The organism is Actinospica sp. (assembly GCF_035552695.1).
Taxonomy (GTDB): Bacteria; Actinomycetota; Actinomycetes; order Streptomycetales; family Catenulisporaceae; genus Actinospica.
The window spans coordinates 65,770-85,326 of sequence record NZ_DASZKT010000258.1; the positions used below are offsets into that span (position 1 = coordinate 65,770).

A 19,557-nucleotide genomic window follows, 5' to 3' on the forward strand; every position below is an offset into this window, starting at 1 on the left:
GGGCACACGATGTACGGTCGGGACCGTGCATCGTTCGTACCGGTTCGCTCTCTCGCCTCGCTGGATGGCCTTCCACGCGCTGGTGTGGCTGTTGCTGATCCCGGCCTTCATCGCATTGGGTTACTGGCAGCGGACGCTCTGGAAGGACCGGGCGGATTCCCAGGGCCTGGTGTACGCGAAGCTGGACGCCAAGCCCGCGGGCATCGATGCGGTAGACCCTATCGGACACGACGTCGCTCAGGATCAGCAATGGGTCGCCGTCACGGCGACCGGTCACTACGACACCGCGCACCAGTTCGCGGTGCGCAACCGCTCGCAGAACGAGAACGCGGGCTGGTACATCGTCACCCCGCTGGTGCTCCCCGACGGTACGGCGATTCTGGTGAACCAGGGCTGGATCCCGACCTCGGACAGCACCGCGCCGACCACCGCGATGCCCGCGCTGCCCCCGGTGCCGGGCGGGACCGTGACGGTGAGCGGCTGGCTGCAGCCGGACGAGACCACCTCGAACACCCGGATCACCGACGACACGGCCAAGCTGCCGGCCGGCGAGATCGCGCTGATCACGAAGTCGGACCTGCAGAGCCGCGTGGCGAATCCGCTGCACGACGGCTCGATCCAGCTCAACACGTCCACCCCGGCGAACACCTCGTCCTCGGCGGCGCAGCCGGTACCGTCGCCCAGCTACGACAACACCATGTACATCGCGTACATGATCCAGTGGTGGGTGTTCGCCATCATCATGCCGATCACCTGGCTCAAGCTGCTGCACCGCGAGGCGCAGGAGTTGGAGCGCAAGGCGCGCGTCGGCAACGAGGACGACTGGGATGACGACGAGGACGAGGACTGGGACGACGACGAGGATTTCGACGAGGCGGAGCCGGTGGCCGCGGTCTCGTCCTCAGATCGCGGGCAGCCGGTCGAGTAAGTCCTCGAATTCGGGCGTCGGCAGAATCGTCATCGTCTCCCCCACGCTGTCCACCGGCAGCGCGCTGACCTGGTCGTCGCGCCACCAGTAGATCTGGTCGGTGAGCGCGCCGGGCGCGGTCTCGAACTGCCGGGACGCCAACCGCAGCAGCGCTCCGGCCGCGGTGACGGCCTCCCGGGTCTCGATCGCGTGGTAAGCCACCAGATGCCGGTGCGGCAGCACGACCAGCGCGCCGTTCCCGTTGACCTCGACCCCGTCCCGGCGCAGGTACTCGCCGAGCCAGAACACGTGCGTCGGGCAGTACGGCCCGGGACCGCTCAGCAGCGTCAGATTCGCCCCCTCGACGGCACGCCGCTCGGTCGGCAGCGCACCCTGGCGACGCACGTTCGCCCGGGCCGCGGCGAAGATCTCGGCGGGCCGGGCCGGCCAGCTTCCGACCTGTTCGGCCGCCAGCAGCCGGCCGCCGCCGCGCGGACCGGTTTCGCAGAGCACTACCTCGCTCAGCCCGGGCAGCGCGGGCCGGGCCAGCGCACCGACCGTCGCCGCGGCGAGTTGGGCGGGCAGCAGCCGGGAGCGCAGCGGCGCGGCCCAGGCGGGTACGGCGTCGCCGGTCGCGCTCGCGGCGCCGTTCAGCCGGCCCTCGTGGTCCTGCCCGCCGTTCGGCTCGGCGAGCCAGTCGGCCACGGCCTGCTCGACCAGATCCGGCCAGTCCGCCTTCGGCTCACGGCCCATCCGCTCGCGCAGCGCGGCGACTCCGATGGTCCGTTCGGGGCGCGCCGCGGCCGAGCGGAAGATCTCGAGCCGTTCCGGCGCGACGACCCGCCAGCGCAGGCCGTGGCCGCGCAGTTCCACCTCGAGCAGACCGAGCAGCGCGGTGGCGACGGGATCGCCGAAGGGCCAGGGCGACGCGGGCGGCCCGGCGGAGGTGAACGACATGTGGCGCAGTGTAACCGTTCGGAGCGTGACCGGAACGGCGCATGAAGCGTTGTAGGGGCGTGGCAGAGGCGATCCAAATCCCGTCCGCGGCGGCGTCGACCGTCATGCCGCCGCGTCCCCGCGCCCCGCGCGGCCCCGCCGGCCTGGCCCCGGGCTCCCCGAGCGGGATCGGCGCGACCGCGCTCGGCGCCGGGCTGCCCAAGGTGCCCCGGCCGCGGCGCAGCCAGCCGCTGCGCGACCCGGAGATCACCGACGAGCTGTGGGCGCGGATCGAGCCGCTGCTCCCGGTGCGCGTCCGGCGGCGCCGCTACCCCGGACGGATGCCGCTGGACGACCGCGCCGTGCTGACCGGGATCCTGGTCGTGCTCGCCCGCGGCATCGGCTTCGAGCGGCTGCCGAAGGCGCTCGGCTACGGCTCCGGCATGACCTGCTGGCGCCGGCTGCGCGACTGGCAGCAGGCCGACGTGTGGCCCGCACTGGCCCAGCTGCTGGAGGACGAGCTGCCGGACGGCAAGCGCATCGACTTCCGCCGCGTGGCCACGGCCGCGGGCCCGGACACCCCCGTCACCCGCCGCCCCACCCCGCCGCGCGCCAAGCAGCCCTCCGCCGTCGCGGCCGAGTTCGGCATGACGCTGCTGCGCTGAGCGGCGGGCCGTCCGGCCGAACTGGTTGAATGTGCGGGTGACGGATGAGATGGGCGCGGTGCGCACGTTCGTGGCCGTGGGGGACTCGTTCACCGAGGGCCTCGCGGACGACCCGGGCGACGGCGTGTACCGCGGCTGGGCGGACCTCGTGGCACGGCGCCTTGCGGCGCTCGAACCGGATCTGACGTACGCGAACCTGGCCGTACGCGGCAAGCTGATCGGCCAGATCGTCGCGGACCAGTTGGACCTCGCCGCCGCGATGCGCCCGGATCTCGCCAGCATCGCGGGCGGCCTCAACGACGCAATGCGCCCCGGCTGCGACGTCGAGGCGGTCTGCGCGCTGATCGAAAAATGCGCGCAGGTGCTGTCGGAGTCCAGCGGCAGGCTCGTGATGTTCCGCGCGATCGACTTCACCAAGCGGATGCCGTCCGCCAGACGCTTCCAGGCCAAGGCGGACCTGATCAACGCGTTCGTGGATCAGACGGCTGAGAAGTACGGCGCCGCCGTCGTCGACCTGCACTCCGCGCGGGTCTTCGACGACCCCCGCCTGTGGGCCGTCGACCGGATCCACCTGAACGACGAGGGCCACCGCCGCGTCGCCGAGGCGGTGCTCGAAGCCCTCGGCCACGAGCCGGCCTTCGGCTGGCGCGCCCTCCTCCCCCCGGCCCGCAAGCCGTGGCCCGGCGCCAGGACGTGGTCCGACCTGCGCTGGCTCCTCACCTTCCTGCTGCCCTGGATCAGGCGCCGGCTGACCGGCACCTCCTCCGGCGACGGCGTACTCCCGAAGCGCCCGGAACTGACCCGGGTGCTCTGAGGGACCCGAGGGCAGTCGCGAGGCGGTCGAACACCCGTCTCACCGAGGCGAAGCCGAGGCACCAAGCCTCCCGAGGAGCGCTGCGACGAGGGCGGCCCGCCCCGAACGCGGATCGGGCGGCGCTCTGTCGTCCCAGTCGCGGAGCGGCGATTTTCCTTGCGCGGGGCGGGCCAGAGGTTCGGCGGCCGCTACCGTCCGGCGAGGGCGCGGATTCGGCGGACCTGGGCGGCGCGCTCGGCGGCGCGCTGGGAGTCGTAGTCGCGGCGGGTCGCGCTCTGGACCAGGGCCTTGGTCTCGATGAGGGCGTCGCGGTCGGCGGCGAGCAGTTCGCGGACGAAGACCTCGGCGTCCATCGCGAGCTCTTCATTCGGGATGACCTTGTTGGCCAGGCCGATGCGCTGCGCCTCCTCGGCATCCACCCACCGTCCGGTGGCGCAGATCTCCAGGGCACGGGCCGGGCCGACCAGTTCCACCAACGGCTTGGTGCCGCCGAGGTCGGGGACCAGGCCGAGGGTGATCTCGCGCATGGCGAAGCGGGCGTCCTCGGAAACGAGGCGCAGATCACAGGCGAGGGCGAGCTGGAAGCCGGCACCGACGGCGTGGCCCTGCACCGCGGCCACGGTGATCAGGTCGGGGCGGCGCCACCAGGTGAACGCCTCCTGGAAGGCCTCGATGGTCATCTCGGCGTCGGCCTGGTCGGCGGTCGCCAGGTCCAGCAGCGTCTTCGCGCCGTTCTGGCCGCCGATCAGCACCGAGCGGTCCAGGCCCGCGCAGAACGACGGGCCCTCGGCGCGCAGCAGCACCGCGCGCACATTGCCGGGCAGGGCGCGGCCGATCTCGGCCAGATGCCACCAGGTGCTCGGGGTCATCGCGTTGCGGCGCTCCGGCTTGTCCAGCACCACGGTGGCCAGTTCGCCGTCCAGCCGCAGCCGGACCCCGGCGCGCGCCGCCGCCGCTGCCTTGGCCTCGGGCCACGCCTCGTCCTGTATCGCAGTGCTCGAACCGGTCACGGCCTCGGTCCCGTCCTTCACTTGCGCTCGGCCGACAAGGGCCTTGCATGCTCTCGATGATCCCGCTCAGGACGATACCTCAACCGCGGTCGCAGTTCCGCGCCGCCCGAAAGGAACGAGACCGAAAAGACAAACGAGCCACCCGGCGCCGTCCTCGCGCCGGGTGGCTCCGTGCTGGCTGTGCCGATGCCGGGACTCGGTCGCCGCCGGTGCGACCACCAGTGATACCGTGACAGGGCAGGGCTAGGCGGCACGCGCCTTGCCGCGGGTGGCACCGCCGCGTCCGCGCAGCGTGACACCGGACTCGCTGAGCATCCGGTGTACGAACCCGTACGAGCGTCCGGTCTCCTGGGCCAGGGCGCGGATCGACTCTCCGGCCTCGTACTTGCTCTTCAGATCGGTCGCGAGCTGCTCTCTCGCGGTGCCGGTGACCCGGCTGCCCTTCTTCAGGGTCTCGGCCACTTGCGCCTCCTAGAGGGGGTGTGGGGTACGTCCCACCTTGCACAGGGAATGTGCGCTCTGGCCTCCCATGATCACCCCTCGCGGGCAAGTTGACCACTGGTTCGCGCGGAAAACTCCAATGGTATTCCCCGTGTACCTGCCGGTTTCCTGCGGGAATAGCGCTGAATTTCAGGACAAAACGCCCTCCCCGTTATGAGACTGTTACGGAGGGCAATCGACGTTCTGTCGGATACCGGGAATCGGCGTCCGCTCAGCGGCACACGCACACGCGCCCGCGCGGGCTACGCGAGCGCGACCAGGTCCCGGTACCCGTCGTTCCACAGGTCCTCGACCCCGTCGGGCAGCAGGATCAGCCGCTCCGGGCCGAGTGCGTCCACCGCGCCCTCGTCGTGTGTGACGAGTACCACGGCGCCCTCGTACGTACTCAGCGCACCGAGGATCTCCGCGCGGCTCGCCGGATCCAGGTTGTTGGTCGGCTCGTCGAGCAGCAGCACGTTCGCGCTGGAAACCACGAGCGTGGCCAGCGCGAGCCGAGTCTTCTCGCCGCCGGAGAGCACGCTGACCGGCTTGTCCACGTCGTCCCCGGAGAACAGGAAGGAGCCGAGCGTCTTGCGCACCTCGACCAGGTCCAGGTCCGGCGCCGAGCTGCGCATGTTCTCCAGCACGGTGCGCTGCGGGTCCAGCGTCTCGTGCTCCTGCGCGTAGTAGCCGAGCTTGAGCCCGTGGCCCGGCTCGACGCTGCCGGTGTCCGGCTTCTCGACGCCGCCGAGCAGCCGCAGCAGCGTGGTCTTGCCCGCGCCGTTCAGGCCGAGGATGACGACCCTGGAGCCGCGGTCCACGGCCAGGTCCACGTCCGTGAAGATCTCCAGCGAGCCGTACGACTTCGAAAGCCCGCTGGCCATCAGCGGAGTCTTGCCGCAGGGCGCGGGCCTGGGGAAGCGCAGCTTGGCCACCTTGTCCGAGGCCCGCTCCGCCTCCAGGCCGCTGAGCAGCCGCTCGGCCCGGCGCGCCATGTTCTGCGCAGCGATGGTCTTGGTCGCCTTCGCGCGCATCTTGTCGGCCTGCGCGAACAGCGCGTCGGCCTTCTTCTCCGCGTTGGCCCGCTCCCGCTTGCGCCGCCGCTCGTCGGCCTCGCGCTGCTCCAGGTAGGCCTTCCAGCCGACGTTGTAGATGTCGATGACGCCGCGGTTGGCGTCCAGGTGGAAGACCTTGTTCACGCAGGACTCGACGAGCTTCACGTCGTGCGAGATGACGACGAAACCGCCCTTGTAGTTCTTCAGGTAGTCGCGCAGCCAGATGATCGAGTCCGCGTCCAGGTGGTTGGTCGGCTCGTCGAGCAGCAGCACCTCGCTGTCGCCGAACAGGATCCTGGCCAGCTCGATCCGGCGCCGCTGACCGCCGGAGAGCGTGCCGATGGGCTGCTCGAGCACCCGGTCGGGCAGGCCGAGGCTGGAGGCGATCACGGCGGCCTCGGACTCGGCGGCATAGCCCCCGGCGGCGAGGAACGCGGTCTCCGCGTTGGCGTACCGGCGCATGGCCTTGTCGTGTTCCGCGGCGTTCGCGCTGCCCATGGACCTCTCCGCGACGCGCATCCGGCGCACTGCGTCGTCAAGACCGCGCGCGGACAGGATCCGGTCGCGCGCGATGACGTCCAGGTCCCCGGTGCGCGGGTCCTGCGGCAGGTAGCCGACCTGGCCGGAGCTGTGGATGCTGCCGGCGGCGGGCTGGCCCTCGCCGGCCAGCATCCTGGTCAGCGTGGTCTTGCCCGCGCCGTTGCGTCCGACCAGGCCGATCCGGTCTCCGGGACCCACCCGGAAGGAGGCGTCCTCCAGCAGGACTCGGGCGCCGACGCGCACTTCGACATGGGAGGCAGTGATCACCGCACCATCGTACGGGACGGGGGCGCACGCTCTCCGCAGAGTTTCCACCGGACGGCGGCGGACGTGTGCGGGTGCTCCGGGGGTTACTAGAATATTGATTCACCCTGCACATGGAGGAGGGCTCCATGCCCGTCGTCGTGCCGAGGTTGGCCGTCCCGTTCGGGACGGATCTGCACCCGGCTACCGATACGGCGCGGGTGGCGACCGAGCGGTGGGCTCGTGACTCCGGACTGACGGCCCGTCCAGAGCTGCGCGCACGCCTGCACGCGACCGCCCCCGCGCGCCTGGCCGGGCGGGTCGCGCCGCATGCGACCCTCGACGGCCTGCTGCTGAGCGCCGCGTGGGCGGCTTGGCTGTTCCTGTTCGACGACGAGTACTGCGACGAGTCGGACATAGGATCCGACCCGGCGGCGATGACCGAGGTCACGGTGTGGCTGCTGAGCGCGCTGGAGACCGGGACCGCCGGTCCCGGCGACGTGTTCGGCGGCGCGCTGGCCGACCTGAGCAGGCGGCTGCGCAGGCTGACCGGACCGGTGCAGTGGGGCAGGTTCACCCAGGCGGTGATCTCGTACTTCTACGCGCTGGTCTGGGAGGCGACCTGCCGGCAGCACGGCACGCTCGCGCCGCTCGACGAGTACATCCGGATGCGCAGGCACAGCGGCGCGGTGGCCACCTGCCTGGCCCTGATCGAGACGATCAACGGCTTCGAGCTCGACGACCGGGCATGGTACGACCCTTCCGTACGGGCCGCATCCGATGCCGTGGCGGACATCATCTGCTGGTCGAACGACATCGTCTCCTACCGCAAGGAGGAGACTCAGTCGTCCGCCGACGTGCTGAGCCTGCCGACCGTGCTCGCGCGCCAGCACGGGATGACCGAGCAGCAGGCGCTGGACCGCTGCGCGGTGATGCTCGAGCAGCGCATAGCCGACTACTACGCGGCCGAGCGTCCGCTGCTGGCCTCGGGCAATCCGGGGCTGATCCGCTTCGCCGCCGATCTGCGGCACTGGATCGCCGGAAATCTCGAGTGGTCCTACGAAACGGGCCGCTACAAGGTCTCCGCCCCGTAGCGGCCGTTCCCCTCGACTCCGGTCAATCGATCGGCGCCGGCCGCAGCGGCACGGTGTCCGGGTGCAGCGTCGTGCGGGCGACGGCGCGCACCCGGGTGCCGGGTACGGATTCGAGCCGGTAGCGGCTCAGCACGGCGCAGAGCACGCCGTAGATCTCCGTCCACGCATACCCCTCGCCGAGGCAGCCGCGCGGCCCCATGCCGAAGGGCAGGTAGTAGGCCGCGACGAGGTCCGGGTCGGGGTCGATCCAACGGTCCGGGTCGAAGCGCTCCGGGTCCGGGAACGCGGCCGGATCGCGGTGCAGGCCGTAGAAATTGAGCAGCACCTGGCTGCGCGCGGGCACGAGCGTGTCGTTCATCCGCACGTCGTGCAGCGGGCGGCGGCCGAGGATCCAGCCCGGCGGGTAGAGCCGCAGGATCTCCTTCACGAACCGTTCGGTCAGCGCGAGGCCGCGCATCTCGGCGACGGTCGGCGCGCGGCCCTCGGTGACTTCGAGCACTTCGTCGCGAATCCGTCGCTGCAGCTCGGGATCGGCGGCGAGCAGGTGCAGCGCCCAGGCCAGGACCCCGGCGACGGTCTCGGTCCCGGCGAGCAGCAGAGTCATTATCTCGTCGTGCGCCTGCGCGTCGGTCAGGCCGGTGCCGTCCTCGTCCACGGCGGCGAGCAGGATGGACAGCAGCGTCGGCTGCTCCGCCGCGCCCACTCCGTCCGCCCCGTCCGCATCGGCGGCCGCGGCGCGTTCGCGGTGCCGCGCCACCATGCCGTCGGCCACGGCGTGCACCGCGGCGAGGGACTGCTCGAAGCGGCGGTTGCCGGGCGTGGGCAGCCGTTCCAGGGTCCTGATCGGTAGCAGGGCCCTGCGACCGGCGCCGGAGAGCAGCTCGGGGAGGGCGGCCATGACCTCGTCGGCGTCCACCTCGGAGCCGGACATGGAGTGGGTGACCAGCCGCATGGCCAGCATCCGCATCTCCGCGGCCGCGTCCAGGACGTTTCCGGCGGCCGCGGCCCCGGCCCAGCGCGTGTCCAGGAATCCCGCCGTCTGACCGGCCATCTCGAGCGCGTAGCGGTCCACCGCGGAGTGGTCGAACGCGGAGCGCACCAGCTTCTTGTTCCTGCGGTGCGCGGACCCGCTCGAGGTGCCCACGCCGTCGCCGATCAGGGACCTGAGGGTGTCGAACTGGAAGCCCTTGTCGTAGTCCGCCGCGTCCTGCACCAGGATCGAGCGGATCAGGGTCGGATCGGTCACCAGGTACGCGCGCACCGGACCGAGCCGGGCGATCGTCACCGGACCGAGGCGGCCCGCGGATGCGAGCAGCGACAGGGGATCGCGCAGCAGCGCCGGCGCGTGGCCGAGCACCGGCCAGGCACCGGGCAGCGGCGCCGCGGCGGCGTCGACGGAGTCGGTCGAGGCGAAGGGGACGGCGTCGGGCGCCGGCATCTGACGGTTCATGAGAAATTCCACGCTAGCGCGTTCGATGCGGGCCCGGAAGGAGCGGACGAAGCGTGTCGGGGGGCGCCGTACGGCGCCCGATTTTCCACTCCCGAGACCTGATTCTTCCCGAAAAACGACGCCGGAGGGCGACGATGCGGCTACCGTATGGCTGTCAGCGGAAAACGAGGAGGCGGTCGATGACGCCATCCGCGAGCGATCCCCGCACGGCCAAGGGCCCGGGCGGGGTGGCCACGCTGCCCCCGAACGGCGGCAACCGACCGGCCGGCGGTCCACGCGATTCCGGGCGCGGCAAGCGCGAACAGTCCGGAAACGTGGGATACCGGCCGGGAAGCAACGGAGGTTGGGAAGAACTCGGCTTCACCCCGAGCGGTTTCGACGCCGCCGCGGGCTTCTACAACTGGGTGCTCGGCACCGGCGAGGTGATCTGCGACGACCAGACCTACCAGCTGCACGGTCTCGAGCCGGACCCGGTGCTGCGCTTCGAGGCCTTCCTCGGCCAGGTGCCGCCGGAGGACGTGGCGGACCTGCTGGAGATGCTCGACCCGCTGCTCGCGCGGGTGGGCGACTACGTCTTCGAATACCGCGTGCAGCTGCCGGACGGCCGGATACGCACGCTGGAGACCCGGGGCCGGGTCATCGCCGATCCGACGACCGGCGGGCCGAGCCGGATGATGGGCATCATCATCGACGTCACCGAGCGGCGCGCCGCCGAGATCGAGGCGCTGCGCCGGGCCGCGGTGGCGGCGCGGATGCAGGAGGTCACCGCGGGCCTGGCCAGCGCGGGTTCGCTGGCCGAGCTGCGCACCGCGGTCACCGCCGCGCTGCCCGCCCTCGGCGCGACCGGGCTGCTGGTGACGGACGCCGGCCAGCCGGCCGAGGTGATCCTGGAGGCCGGGAACCTGGGGATGGCCGCGGGACGGGTGCGGATCGGCCCGGACGGCCCGGTGCGCACGGCCGCCTCCACCGGGGATCCGCTGTTCTTCACGGAGGCGTCCGAGCTGCGGCGCCGTTTCCCGCAGTCGGTGGAGGCGATGCGCGCGACCGGCGCGGTCGCCTCGGCGGTGATCCCGATAGGGGGCGTGCCGCGGATGCGCGGAGTGTGCATGATCGGCTTCGACTCGCCGCGTGCCTTCGACGCGCCGGAGCGGGCCTTCCTGGTGCTGGCGGCCAGCGCGATCGGCCAGGCCGTGCACCGGGCCAGGATCCATGACATCGAGCTCGCCCTGGCGATGGCGCTGCAGGGCGGAATGCTGCCGCGGGCGCTGCGCCCCGGTCCCGGCGTGGAGCTCGCGCACCGCTACGAGGCGGCCACCACCGGGATCCAGGTCGGCGGCGACTGGTTCGACTCGGTGCACTGCGTGGACGGCACGACGCTGCTCATCATCGGCGACGTCGAGGGCCACAACGTGCAGGCCGCGGGCATGATGTACCGGCTGCGAACCACGCTGCTGGCCTACGCCGGGCAGAGCTCTGACGTCAGCGCTCTGATGCAGCGGGCGAACGCCTTCGTCTGCGAGGTCAACGAGGACGCGGAGAATCCGCTGTTCGCCACCTGCCTGATCGCGCTGATCGACCCGGAGCGGCGGACCCTCGCGGTCAGCCGGGCCGGGCACATCCCGCCGGTGCTCGCGATCGGCGCGGAGAAGTGCTCGGTGCACCACAACGAGCCGGGCGTGCCGCTGGGCGTGCTGGAGGACTACGACTTCCCGGTCTGGACGGTGCCCTACCACCCGGGCTCGATGCTGATGCTGTGCACCGACGGGCTGCTCGAGAGCATGGACAACAACCTGGACAAGGGCCTCGGCCGCTGCCGCGCGGTGCTCGACGGGCAGCGCGAGGAGAAGCTGGACACGGTGGCCGACGAACTGCTGGCCGCCAACCGTCCGGACGGGCCCTGGAAGGACGACGTCGCCCTGCTGGTCGCCCGACTTGGCTGATCGCGACGAAATACGTAGGGCCGCACGACACCCACTGGGTAGGATCCGAAGTGCCGAGTCGGATCCTACCGAGGGGACGTACGATGACTGACAGACTTTCCGGCTGCGCGGCGCTGGTGACGGGGGCGTCCAGCGGAATCGGCCAGGCCACGGCGGCCGAGCTGGCCTCGCTGGGTGCGCACGTGGTGGCCGTGGCGCGGCGCAAGGACCGTCTCGACGAGCTCGTGGCGCGGATCGAGACCGACGGCGGCTCCGCGAGTGCGATCGTCGCCGACATCACCGAGGAGGCCGCCGCGCAGGACGTCGTGGCGCAGACCGTCGAGCGGCACGGCCGGCTGGACATCCTGGTCAACAACGCCGGCGTGATGCTGCTCGGCCCGACCGCGGAGGCCAGCGTCGAGGACTGGAAGCGGATGGTCGACCTCAACGTCCTCGGCCTGCTCTACTGCACGCACGCCGCGCTGCCGCACCTGCTCGAGGCGGCCGAGAACGGCCCGCGCCGGGTCTCCGACCTGGTCAACGTGAGCTCGATCGGCGGTCGCACGGTGCGTCCCGGCAGCCAGGTCTACAACCTCACCAAGTGGGGCGTGGGCGCGCTCAGCGAATCGATGCGGCAGGAACTCGCCTCGAAGCACGTGCGCGTCTCGGTGATCGAGCCCGGACCGACGCACACCGAACTGCAGGAGGCCAACCGCCCGGAGATCCTCGCGCAGATCCGCAGCCGTCAGGACGGTCTCGAACTGCTGAACCCGCGGGATCTCGCGGACGCGATCGGCTACATGGTCACCCGGCCCCGGCACGTCAACGTGAACGAGATCATGGTCCGTCCGACCGAAGTCGCCTGAAGGGGGCACCCGCGATGGCTACGTACTACGACGAGATCACCCCGAAGCTGCTGAAGTTCATCGACAAGCAGAACATGTTCTTCGTGGCGACCGCTCCGCTCGGCGACGGGCGCGTCAACGTCTCGCCGAAGGGCTACAAGGACACCTTCAAGGCCCTCGACGCGCACACCTTCGCGTACCTGGAGCTGTTCGGCAGCGGCATCGAGACCAAGGCGCACCTGCGGGACAACTCGCGGATCACGATCATGTTCTGCTCGTTCGACCGCGAGTCCAACATCGTCCGGCTCTATGGCACCGGCCGCTACGTGCGCCCGGACGACGGCGAGTTCCGCGAGTTCGCGCCGCACTTCAACCTGGAACATCCCGGGCTGCGCGGCCTGATCGTGGTGGATGTCCAGAGCACGCAGGCGTCGTGCGGCTACTCGGTCCCGTATATGGAGATCAAGGACGAGCGGCCGGTGCTGGACACCGTGCACGGCCGCAGGCAGCCGGAGGAGTGGGCGCAGCGCGTGGCCGAGGTCAACAACAAGAGCATCGACGGCCTACCCGGCCTCGAACCCGACCACCCGCTGCCCACGGACGTGCCGCGCACGTACGCCTAGACGTCGTAGGCGTGTCCTTCGCGCACCCAGTATTCGAAGCCGCCGATCATCTCGCGGACGGGGTAGCCGAGCTTGGCGAACTCCAGCGCGGCCTTCGTCGCGCCGTTGCAGCCGGGACCCCAGCAGTAGGTGACGACGGAGGTCCCCGGCGGAATCAGCTCGGCGGCGCGGCTTTCGATCTCGCGCGTGGGCAGGTGGATGGCGCCCGGCACATGGCCCTTGTCCCAGGCATCACGCGAACGGGAGTCGACGAGGACGAAGCCCGGCGCCTCGGTCTCCATGGCGACGTGCACGTCGGCGACGTCTGTCTCGAACGTGAGCTTGGCCGCGAAATGTTCGATGGCTGTCATGGTGTTCAGGATCGCGGTCCGGCTCTCTCGCCAGAAGTGGCGTGAACGCCATGGTTCGCTAAGATCACGCCATGCTGCGTATCGAACGTGCCGCGGGACCAACAGTGGCCGCGTACCTGTTCGAGGGGATGTCAGCCTTCGAGCTCGGCTGCGTCACCGAGGTCTTCGCGCTGCCGAGGCCGGAGTTGGGCGTGCCGTGGTACGAGTTCAGGGCGTGCGCGGAGACCCGGAGGCCGCTGCGTGCGCTGGGCGGATTCAGTCTCGCGGCCGAGTACGGCATGGAGGATTTCACGGCCGCGGACACGCTGATCGTGACCGCGGTGCCGGACGTGCGCGGCGAGATTCCCGCCGGTCTGATCGCCGCACTGAGAGCGGCGAACGAACGCGGCGCGCGGATCGTCTCCATCTGCTCGGGGGCCTTCGCGCTGGCCGAGGCCGGCCTGCTGGACGGCCTCGGCGCGACGACGCACTGGCGGTACGCGGACGTGTTCCGGCAGCGCTTTCCGGCTGTGCGGCTGGATCCGGACGTGCTGTACGTGGACGAGGGCAGGGTGCTGACAGGCGCGGGCAGCGCGGCCGGTCTTGACCTGTGCCTGCACCTGATCCGCCTGGACCACGGCTCGGCGGTGGCCAACGCCGTGGCCCGGCGGCTGGTGCTGCCGCCGCACCGGGACGGCGGCCAGGCGCAGTTCATCGAGACCGCGGTGAGCAGGCGGGCCGGGGATGACGGCGTGGCCAGGTCGCTCGACTGGGCGCTGGAGAACCTGTCCAGGCCGATCTCGGTCGCCGACCTGGCGCAGGTCGCGAACGTCTCGGCGCGCAGCTATCTGCGGCACTTCGCGCGCGCGACCGGCACCTCGCCGCTGCGCTGGCTCGTCCGGCAGCGCCTCGCCGCGGCACGGGAGTTGCTGGAGACCGGCGACGCCTCGATCGAGCAGGTCGGCGCCGCCGTCGGATTCGCCGACCCGGCCACCTTCCGGCACCACTTCACCCGCGCCGTCGGCACGCCGCCCTCCGCCTACCGCAGGACGTTCCGCGGCTGACGGCCGGACCGACCGCGGCCGGCCGTCGCTCAGCAGCAGCCCGCGACGTCGAAGTTGGGATCCACCTCGACCAACTCCTCGTAGTCGGCGCCGGACGCGTGCCGGCGGGCCCACGCCTCGACCGAGCGCAGCCTGGCGCGGCAGGACAGGTGCTGTTCGAGCGCCTCGGCGACGATCGCGGCCGCCGTCACGCTCTCGTCCTGCGCGGCCAGTTCGACGCGGTCCCACAACTGCCGGGGGATGCCGACCGACACCTCGAGCATGGATTCCATGCCGTCCATGGTGCTGAGCTCCGCGCCCGGTCCAAGGTGACATTCCGCGCTTCCACTCGAAGGAGTGACATCACACGGCGCGTCTCTTATTCGAGGGTTGAGAGCAGGGCCCGGAGATGGTCCGCGAGCGCGGAGCGATTCTCCGGCGGCAGCTGCCCGAGCGCCTCGCTCTGCACGACCAGGCCCGCGGCAAGAGCCTCGTCGACCACCGCGCGGCCCTTGTCGGTCAGGCAGGCCTTCAGCGCCCGGCGGTCGCCGGGATCGGGGCAGCGGTCGACGAGCCCGGCCTTCTGCAGCTTGTCCAGCCGGCCGGTCATCCCGCCGGTGGTCAGCATCAGCGACTCGGCCAGCGCGGTGGGCGAGAGCGAGAAGGGCTCGCCGGAGCGGCGCAGCGTGGCGAGCACGTCGAACTCGCCGCGGCCGATCCCGAAGCGGGCGTAGACCTGCTCGATGCGGTCGCCCATCGCCCGCGCGAGCCGGTAGATCCGGCCGAACACGGCCATCGGCTCGGTATCCAGCTCGGGGCGCTCCCGGTGCCACTGCGCGGTGATCCGGTCGACCGCGTCGGCCGTCCCGGGGCGGGCTGCGGAGTCCAGTTCGGAGGCCATGCCACCAGTATGCCAGATACCCCAAGTGCTAAGTAGTTGCCAGCTAAGTTGCTTAGCACTAAGCTACTTTCATGCAAGCTTCCCGGACGCGGCTCACGCTCGCCACCGCCGTCGCCCCGCTGACCTGGGGCAGCACGTACGCGGTCACCACCCAGTGGCTGCCGTCCGGCGAGCCGCTGATCACTGCGACCGCGCGTGCGCTGCCCGCCGGGCTGCTGCCGCTCGCCGTCCCCTGCAACTCCTCGGACTGGCCCTCGCCCTCAGCGGCACGGTCCTCGGCCAGCTCCGTCCCACCACTTCCGGAAAGGCAGTGTCGCCATCATGTCCGCCAACAACGCAATCGACTCCGGAATTCTCGACGAGGCCTACGAGCGCTTCCACACGACCGGTCCCGAGTTCGACGACAGCCTGAGCAACCACGGTCCGATGGCCGTCGAGGCGATGGTGCGCCACGGCCACGACCGCGAGGTGCACGCCTGGATCGACTGGTATCAGCAGCGTCTCGAGGACGTGCCACGCGGCCTGACGCCGGTCACGCACGAGACCTGGCAGGAGGCCCTCGGCGACCAGGCCCGCGTCGGTGACTGGACCGCGTTCATGCTCCGCGAGGTGCAGCTGCGTCCCTGGCGCGAACTGCTCGCCGAGTGGTGGCCGCGGCTGCTCCCCGGCATCATCGCCGGGACCACGCACGGCGTCATCCGCGTCGGCCACTCCGTCCGCGCGCTGCTCGCCGAAGAGGCGCTCGGCGAGCAGGCCCTTCAGGGTCCTCGGATCGAAGAGTTCGCGCATGCCCTCGGCTACTGGGCAGCGAAGTGGAAGCCGCTCGAGGTCGCCACTCCCCCGCATTCCGGCGGCATCGACGCGGCGGGCGCACTGGCCAAGGTGCCGAGCGTGGCCGAGCAGAAGATCAGCGTCACGCACCGACTCAGCCAGCTCTCCTACACGCCCGGCTTGTCGACCGCACTGGAGGCTCTCCGCGCGCCCGAAACCCCGCAGCAGGCGGCCTGCCTGCTCGCCGATGTCACGGACGCGGCGGTGCACGACTACCTGACGCACGGTCACGCGAATCCGATCATGCTCGTGCACGCCTCGACCGCGCCGACCGCTGTCCTGCGCACCCTTCCCGCGCTGCCGACCGAGTTGTGGATCCCGTCGCTCGACGCCGCGTGGCTCGCCACCGCCGCTGTGACCGCGGCGTACCGCAACACCGAGGCACCGGCCGAAGAGGTGTCCGCCGCCGTCGCGCAGACCGGGGAGGCTCAGGAGAGCTTCGACCGCGCGGTGCGGCACAAGGACGAGCACGCGGTGAAGTTCGCCGACGCCGCGCTCGACGTGTTCGAGCGCACGGGGAGCAGGTACGCGCTCGCCGCCGTCACCCGCGCGACCCTGATGATCAAGCAGGGGTGATGGCAAGAAGGGAGCCCCCTTAAAGGGGGCTCCCTTCTTGCCGGTCTTTTTCGCCGCCTCAGACGTTGAAGCCGAGGGCGCGGAGCTGCTCGCGGCCGTCGTCGGTGATCTTGTCCGGGCCCCACGGCGGCATCCAGACCCAGTTCACCCGGAAGTCGGCGACCAGGCTCGAGGTCGAGGTCCGGATCTGATCCTCGATCACGTCCTGCAGCGGACAGGCGGCCGAGGTCAGCGTCATGTCGATGATCGCCACGTTCGACTCGTCCACGGTCAGTCCGTAGACCAGGCCCAGGTCCACCACATTGATGCCGAGCTCGGGGTCCACGACATCGCGCAGCGCCTCCTCGACATCGTCCACGGCGGCCACGCCGCCCGTTGTTGCCTGCTCGCTCACTGTTCCGTCTCCTTCGTGGTGGTCGCGAGGGCCTGGGCGGCAGCGTCCTTGAACGCCATCCAGGACAGCAGCGCGCACTTGACCCGGGCCGGGAACTTCGAGACGCCGGCGAACGCGACGGCGTCCTCCAGCACGTCCTCGTCGCCCTCTTCCCCGCCCTTGGACTGCATCAACTCGAGGAAGGCGTCGCCGACCTTCAGCGCCTCGGCGACACTCTTGCCGATCACCAGGTCCGACATCACCGAGGCCGAGGCCTGGGAGATCGAGCAGCCCGCCGACTCGTAGGACACGTCGCGGACCAGGGCATCCGCGCCGCGCTGCGGGTCGGTCAGGTGCACCCGGAGGGTCACCTCGTCGCCGCAGGTCGGGTTGATGTGATGCACCTCGGCGCCGTACGCGTCGCGCAGCCCCTTGTGATGCGGGTTGCGGTAATGGTCCAGGATGATCTCCTGGTACATGGAGTCCAACTTCATGATGGCTCTCCCCTCTGCTCGCTCAGGCCCCGAAGAAGCGCTTGACGTAGTCGAGACCCTCGACGAGCGCGTCGATCTCCGCCTTCGTCGTGTACACCGAGAAAGACGCTCGCGTGGTCGCCGGAATTCCATAGCGCACGCAGACCGGCCGCGCGCAGTGCTGGCCGACGCGCACGGCGATGCCCTGCTCGTCGAGCACCTGGCCGACGTCGTGCGGGTGGATCTCGCCGAGACCCGCCACTTCAAGCGTGAAGGAGATCGCGGCGCCGTGCGCATCGGCGGTCTGCGGGCCGATCAGGCGCAGGCCCTCGATCGTCTTGAGCCGCTCCAGCGCGTAGCTGACGATCTCGTGCTCGTGCGCGGCGACGTTCTCCATGCCGAGCGCGGTCAGGTAGTCCACGGCCGCGCCCAGGCCCACGGCCTCGGCGATCGGCATGGTGCCGGCCTCGTACTTGTGCGGGATCGGCGCGTAGGTCGAGCCCTCCATGGTGACCGTGCCGACCATCTCGCCGCCGCCGAGGAAGGGCGGCAGTTCGTTGAGCAGTTCGGCCCGGCCCCACAGGACGCCGATGCCGGTCGGTCCGAGCATCTTGTGGCCGGTGAAGGCGACGAAGTCGGCACCGAGAGCCTGCACGTCCAGCGGGATGTGCGGGGCGGACTGGGAGGCGTCCACGACGACGATCGCGCCGACGTCGTGCGCGCGGCGCACGATCACGTCCAGCGGGTTGACCGTGCCGAGGATGTTGGAGACGTGCACGACCGAGACGACCTTCGTGCGCTCGTCGATGACCTCGTCCAGGTTGGACAGGTCCAGGCGGCCGTCGTCCGTGAGGTTCAGCCAGGCCAGCTCGGCGCCGGTGCGCTGGGTGGTCAGCTGCCAGGGCACGATGTTGGAGTGGTGCTCCATCTGAGTGATCACCACGCGGTCCCCGGGGCCCAGGCCGTACGGCTCGCCCGCCCAGCCGAGCACGCTGGCGACCAGGTTCAGCGCCTCCGAGGAGTTCTTGGTGAAGATGACCTCGTTGCGGTCCGGCGCGTTGATGAAGGCCGCGACCTTGTCCCGGGCACCCTCGTAGAGCGCGGTGGCCTCCTCGGCCAGCGCGTGCACGCCGCGGTGCACGTTCGAGTGATGCAGGGCGTAGTAGTCGGACATCGCGTCGATGACCTGGCGCGGCTTCTGCGAGGAGGCCGCGGAGTCCAGGTAGACCAGCTGACGACCGTCGCCGACCTTACGCTCAAGGATCGGGAAGTCCTTGCGGATCAGATCCACGTCGAGGGTCATCAGGCCACTTCCTCGATGCCCGTGTACTTCTCGTAGCCCTCGTCCTCCAGCACCTGGGCGAGCTCGGCGCCGCCGGACTCGACGATCCGCCCGGCGGAGAACACGTGCACGTAGTCGGGCTGGATGTACTTCAGGATCCGGGTGTAGTGCGTGATGAGCAGGACGCCGACGTCGCCGGTCTCGCGGACCCGGTTGACGCCCTCGGAGACGACGCGCAGCGCGTCCACGTCGAGGCCGGAGTCGGTCTCGTCGAGCAGCGCGATCTTCGGCTTGAGCAGCTCGAGCTGCAGGATCTCGTGCCGCTTCTTCTCGCCGCCGGAGAAGCCCTCGTTCACCGAGCGCTCGGCGAACGCCGGGTCCATCTGCAGCTGGGACATGGCGGCGTTGACCTCCTTGACCCAGGTGCGCAGCTTGGGGGCCTCGCCGCGGATCGCGGTGGCGCTGGTCCGCAGGAAGTTGGCCACGGACACGCCGGGCACCTCGACCGGGTACTGCATCGCCAGGAACAGGCCGGCGCGGGCGCGCTCGTCGACGGTCATCGAAAGGACGTCCTCGCCGTCGAGCAGCACCTGACCGCTCGTCACGGTGTACTTCGGGTGCCCGGCGATCGAGTAGGCGAGCGTGGACTTGCCGGAGCCGTTCGGGCCCATGATGGCGTGCGTCTCACCCTGTTTGACCGTCAGGTCGACGCCCTTGAGGATTTCCTTCTGGGCGCCTTCGGCGTCCACGGAGACGTGCAGGTCGCGGATTTCGAGAGTTGCCATCACAGCTCCACATTCGTGGCGACGTAGATGACATCGCCTTCGATCTTGGTCGGGTATACGGGGACGGGGTCGACGGCCGGCAGGCAGGAGGGCTTGCCGGTGGCGAGATTGAACGTCGAGCCGTGCAGCCAGCATTCGATCTCGCCGTCGATGATCTCGCCCTCGGACAGCGGCACCTCGGCGTGCGAGCAGGTGTCGTACAGCGCGTGGATCTTGCCTTCGGAGGTGCGCACGACCATCACGGCCACCTCGCCGACCTCGCAGCGCTCCGGTCGGTCTTCCTCGAAGTCGGAAACACTCCCGACGGCCTCCCACTCGGGCGCCGCGTCGTGACGGCTCACGCGGCCACCTCGCCGGCGCTCGGCAGGCCGTTCGCCACGGTG

The 19,557-nt window shown here is 70.6% G+C and carries 22 protein-coding genes; 9 read left to right on the forward strand and 13 right to left on the reverse strand.

Going from position 1 to position 19,557, the window contains the following annotated elements; all coding sequences use genetic code 11:
* The first annotated feature begins 64 nt into the window (after nt 1-64).
* On the forward strand, nt 65-928 hold the full coding sequence (locus VG296_RS29110; protein WP_325571570.1) for an SURF1 family protein: 864 nt from the start codon (nt 65-67) through the stop codon (nt 926-928).
* On the opposite strand, the gene VG296_RS29115 is transcribed toward VG296_RS29110, so the two are convergent.
* Nucleotides 902-1,864, reverse strand: coding sequence for a hypothetical protein (locus VG296_RS29115; RefSeq protein WP_325571572.1), 963 nt, complete (start codon nt 1,862-1,864; stop codon nt 902-904). The genes VG296_RS29110 and VG296_RS29115 overlap by 27 nt on opposite strands.
* Before the next feature lie 59 nt (nt 1,865-1,923).
* Here VG296_RS29115 and VG296_RS33320 point away from each other — a divergent pair, with 59 nt between their 5' ends.
* Together VG296_RS33320 and VG296_RS29125 are read left to right on the forward strand one after the other, a co-directional pair.
* Nucleotides 1,924-2,508: a transposase gene (locus tag VG296_RS33320; protein ID WP_325571574.1), complete on the forward strand. Its 585-nt coding sequence runs from the start codon at nt 1,924-1,926 to the stop codon at nt 2,506-2,508.
* 37 nt (nt 2,509-2,545) lie between these two features.
* Nucleotides 2,546-3,322, forward strand: coding sequence for an SGNH/GDSL hydrolase family protein (locus tag VG296_RS29125; protein ID WP_325571576.1), 777 nt, complete (start codon nt 2,546-2,548; stop codon nt 3,320-3,322).
* Nucleotides 3,323-3,510: 188 nt separating this feature from the next.
* Here VG296_RS29125 and VG296_RS29130 read toward each other — a convergent pair whose 3' ends face one another.
* The 3 genes from VG296_RS29130 to VG296_RS29140 form a co-directional block, all read right to left on the reverse strand.
* Nucleotides 3,511-4,311, reverse strand: coding sequence for an enoyl-CoA hydratase/isomerase family protein (locus VG296_RS29130; protein WP_349259741.1), 801 nt, complete (start codon nt 4,309-4,311; stop codon nt 3,511-3,513).
* Nucleotides 4,312-4,575: 264 nt separating this feature from the next.
* Nucleotides 4,576-4,794 (reverse strand): helix-turn-helix domain-containing protein, encoded by a 219-nt coding sequence (locus tag VG296_RS29135; protein ID WP_325571580.1) that lies wholly within the window; start codon nt 4,792-4,794, stop codon nt 4,576-4,578.
* Between the two features lie 281 nt (nt 4,795-5,075).
* On the reverse strand, nt 5,076-6,674 hold the full coding sequence (locus VG296_RS29140; protein ID WP_325571582.1) for an ABC-F family ATP-binding cassette domain-containing protein: 1,599 nt from the start codon (nt 6,672-6,674) through the stop codon (nt 5,076-5,078).
* Nucleotides 6,675-6,799: 125 nt separating this feature from the next.
* On the opposite strand from VG296_RS29140, the gene VG296_RS29145 reads away from it, so the two are divergent.
* The gene (locus tag VG296_RS29145) at nt 6,800-7,744 is read left to right on the forward strand and encodes a terpene synthase family protein (protein ID WP_325571584.1); all 945 of its coding nucleotides are present in this window, start codon (nt 6,800-6,802) and stop codon (nt 7,742-7,744) included.
* 22 nt (nt 7,745-7,766) lie between these two features.
* Here VG296_RS29145 and VG296_RS29150 read toward each other — a convergent pair whose 3' ends face one another.
* On the reverse strand, nt 7,767-9,194 hold the full coding sequence (locus VG296_RS29150; RefSeq protein ID WP_325571586.1) for a cytochrome P450: 1,428 nt from the start codon (nt 9,192-9,194) through the stop codon (nt 7,767-7,769).
* Nucleotides 9,195-9,373: 179 nt separating this feature from the next.
* Here VG296_RS29150 and VG296_RS29155 point away from each other — a divergent pair, with 179 nt between their 5' ends.
* From VG296_RS29155 to VG296_RS29165, 3 genes are all read left to right on the forward strand, one after another.
* Nucleotides 9,374-11,134: a SpoIIE family protein phosphatase gene (locus tag VG296_RS29155; RefSeq protein WP_325571588.1), complete on the forward strand. Its 1,761-nt coding sequence runs from the start codon at nt 9,374-9,376 to the stop codon at nt 11,132-11,134.
* Between the two features lie 83 nt (nt 11,135-11,217).
* The gene (locus VG296_RS29160) at nt 11,218-11,979 is read left to right on the forward strand and encodes an SDR family oxidoreductase (protein WP_325571590.1); all 762 of its coding nucleotides are present in this window, start codon (nt 11,218-11,220) and stop codon (nt 11,977-11,979) included.
* Between the two features lie 14 nt (nt 11,980-11,993).
* A complete protein-coding gene (locus VG296_RS29165) occupies nt 11,994-12,581 on the forward strand; it encodes a pyridoxamine 5'-phosphate oxidase family protein (RefSeq protein WP_325571592.1) in 588 nt (195 codons plus the stop codon).
* Here VG296_RS29165 and VG296_RS29170 read toward each other — a convergent pair.
* Complete coding sequence (locus VG296_RS29170; protein ID WP_325571594.1) at nt 12,578-12,931, reverse strand: rhodanese-like domain-containing protein; 354 nt, start codon at nt 12,929-12,931, stop codon at nt 12,578-12,580. The genes VG296_RS29165 and VG296_RS29170 overlap by 4 nt on opposite strands.
* A gap of 71 nt (nt 12,932-13,002) precedes the next feature.
* Between VG296_RS29170 and VG296_RS29175 the strand changes: the two genes are divergently transcribed.
* Complete coding sequence (locus tag VG296_RS29175; protein WP_325571596.1) at nt 13,003-13,974, forward strand: helix-turn-helix domain-containing protein; 972 nt, start codon at nt 13,003-13,005, stop codon at nt 13,972-13,974.
* Nucleotides 13,975-14,003: 29 nt separating this feature from the next.
* Here VG296_RS29175 and VG296_RS29180 read toward each other — a convergent pair whose 3' ends face one another.
* Nucleotides 14,004-14,255, reverse strand: a complete 252-nt coding sequence (locus VG296_RS29180; protein WP_325571598.1) for a hypothetical protein — start codon at nt 14,253-14,255, stop codon at nt 14,004-14,006.
* 77 nt (nt 14,256-14,332) lie between these two features.
* On the reverse strand, nt 14,333-14,854 hold the full coding sequence (locus tag VG296_RS29185; protein WP_325571599.1) for a MarR family transcriptional regulator: 522 nt from the start codon (nt 14,852-14,854) through the stop codon (nt 14,333-14,335).
* Between the two features lie 321 nt (nt 14,855-15,175).
* On the opposite strand from VG296_RS29185, the gene VG296_RS29190 reads away from it, so the two are divergent.
* Nucleotides 15,176-16,261, forward strand: coding sequence for a questin oxidase family protein (locus VG296_RS29190; RefSeq protein ID WP_325571601.1), 1,086 nt, complete (start codon nt 15,176-15,178; stop codon nt 16,259-16,261).
* 58 nt (nt 16,262-16,319) lie between these two features.
* Here the strand turns inward: VG296_RS29190 and VG296_RS29195 are convergent, their stop codons facing one another.
* The 5 genes from VG296_RS29195 to VG296_RS29215 are packed head-to-tail and all read right to left on the reverse strand — an operon-like array spanning nt 16,320 to nt 19,515.
* A complete protein-coding gene (locus tag VG296_RS29195) occupies nt 16,320-16,655 on the reverse strand; it encodes a metal-sulfur cluster assembly factor (RefSeq protein WP_325571603.1) in 336 nt (111 codons plus the stop codon).
* Nucleotides 16,652-17,128: a Fe-S cluster assembly sulfur transfer protein SufU gene (sufU, locus tag VG296_RS29200; RefSeq protein ID WP_325571605.1), complete on the reverse strand. Its 477-nt coding sequence runs from the start codon at nt 17,126-17,128 to the stop codon at nt 16,652-16,654. The genes VG296_RS29195 and sufU overlap by 4 nt, the downstream gene beginning before the upstream one ends.
* Nucleotides 17,129-17,150: 22 nt before the next feature.
* Entirely contained in the window at nt 17,151-18,410 is a 1,260-nt protein-coding gene (locus VG296_RS29205; protein ID WP_325571607.1) for a cysteine desulfurase, read from the reverse strand.
* On the reverse strand, nt 18,410-19,174 hold the full coding sequence (gene sufC / locus VG296_RS29210) for a Fe-S cluster assembly ATPase SufC (protein ID WP_325571609.1): 765 nt from the start codon (nt 19,172-19,174) through the stop codon (nt 18,410-18,412). The genes VG296_RS29205 and sufC overlap by 1 nt, the downstream gene beginning before the upstream one ends.
* Nucleotides 19,174-19,515, reverse strand: coding sequence for a non-heme iron oxygenase ferredoxin subunit (locus VG296_RS29215; protein ID WP_325571611.1), 342 nt, complete (start codon nt 19,513-19,515; stop codon nt 19,174-19,176). Before VG296_RS29215 ends, sufC begins: the two co-directional genes overlap by 1 nt.
* Nucleotides 19,516-19,557 lie beyond the last annotated feature (42 nt).

Excerpts from the sequence above, each read along its gene's own strand:
- VG296_RS29205 (WP_325571607.1), bottom strand. The coding sequence starts at position 18,410 with ATGACCCTCGACGTGGATCTGATCCGCAAGGACTTCCCGATCCTTGAG.
- VG296_RS29170 (WP_325571594.1), bottom strand. The coding sequence starts at position 12,931 with ATGACAGCCATCGAACATTTCGCGGCCAAGCTCACGTTCGAGACAGAC.
- VG296_RS29180 (WP_325571598.1), bottom strand. The coding sequence starts at position 14,255 with ATGGACGGCATGGAATCCATGCTCGAGGTGTCGGTCGGCATCCCCCGG.
- sufU (WP_325571605.1), bottom strand. The coding sequence starts at position 17,128 with ATGAAGTTGGACTCCATGTACCAGGAGATCATCCTGGACCATTACCGC.
- VG296_RS29155 (WP_325571588.1), top strand. The coding sequence starts at position 9,374 with ATGACGCCATCCGCGAGCGATCCCCGCACGGCCAAGGGCCCGGGCGGG.
- VG296_RS29145 (WP_325571584.1), top strand. The coding sequence starts at position 6,800 with ATGCCCGTCGTCGTGCCGAGGTTGGCCGTCCCGTTCGGGACGGATCTG.
- VG296_RS29165 (WP_325571592.1), top strand. The coding sequence starts at position 11,994 with ATGGCTACGTACTACGACGAGATCACCCCGAAGCTGCTGAAGTTCATC.
- VG296_RS29115 (WP_325571572.1), bottom strand. The coding sequence starts at position 1,864 with ATGTCGTTCACCTCCGCCGGGCCGCCCGCGTCGCCCTGGCCCTTCGGC.
- sufC (WP_325571609.1), bottom strand. The coding sequence starts at position 19,174 with ATGGCAACTCTCGAAATCCGCGACCTGCACGTCTCCGTGGACGCCGAA.
- VG296_RS29190 (WP_325571601.1), top strand. The coding sequence starts at position 15,176 with ATGTCCGCCAACAACGCAATCGACTCCGGAATTCTCGACGAGGCCTAC.
- VG296_RS29175 (WP_325571596.1), top strand. The coding sequence starts at position 13,003 with ATGCTGCGTATCGAACGTGCCGCGGGACCAACAGTGGCCGCGTACCTG.
- VG296_RS29150 (WP_325571586.1), bottom strand. The coding sequence starts at position 9,194 with ATGAACCGTCAGATGCCGGCGCCCGACGCCGTCCCCTTCGCCTCGACC.
- VG296_RS29110 (WP_325571570.1), top strand. The coding sequence starts at position 65 with ATGGCCTTCCACGCGCTGGTGTGGCTGTTGCTGATCCCGGCCTTCATC.
- VG296_RS29185 (WP_325571599.1), bottom strand. The coding sequence starts at position 14,854 with ATGGCCTCCGAACTGGACTCCGCAGCCCGCCCCGGGACGGCCGACGCG.
- VG296_RS29160 (WP_325571590.1), top strand. The coding sequence starts at position 11,218 with ATGACTGACAGACTTTCCGGCTGCGCGGCGCTGGTGACGGGGGCGTCC.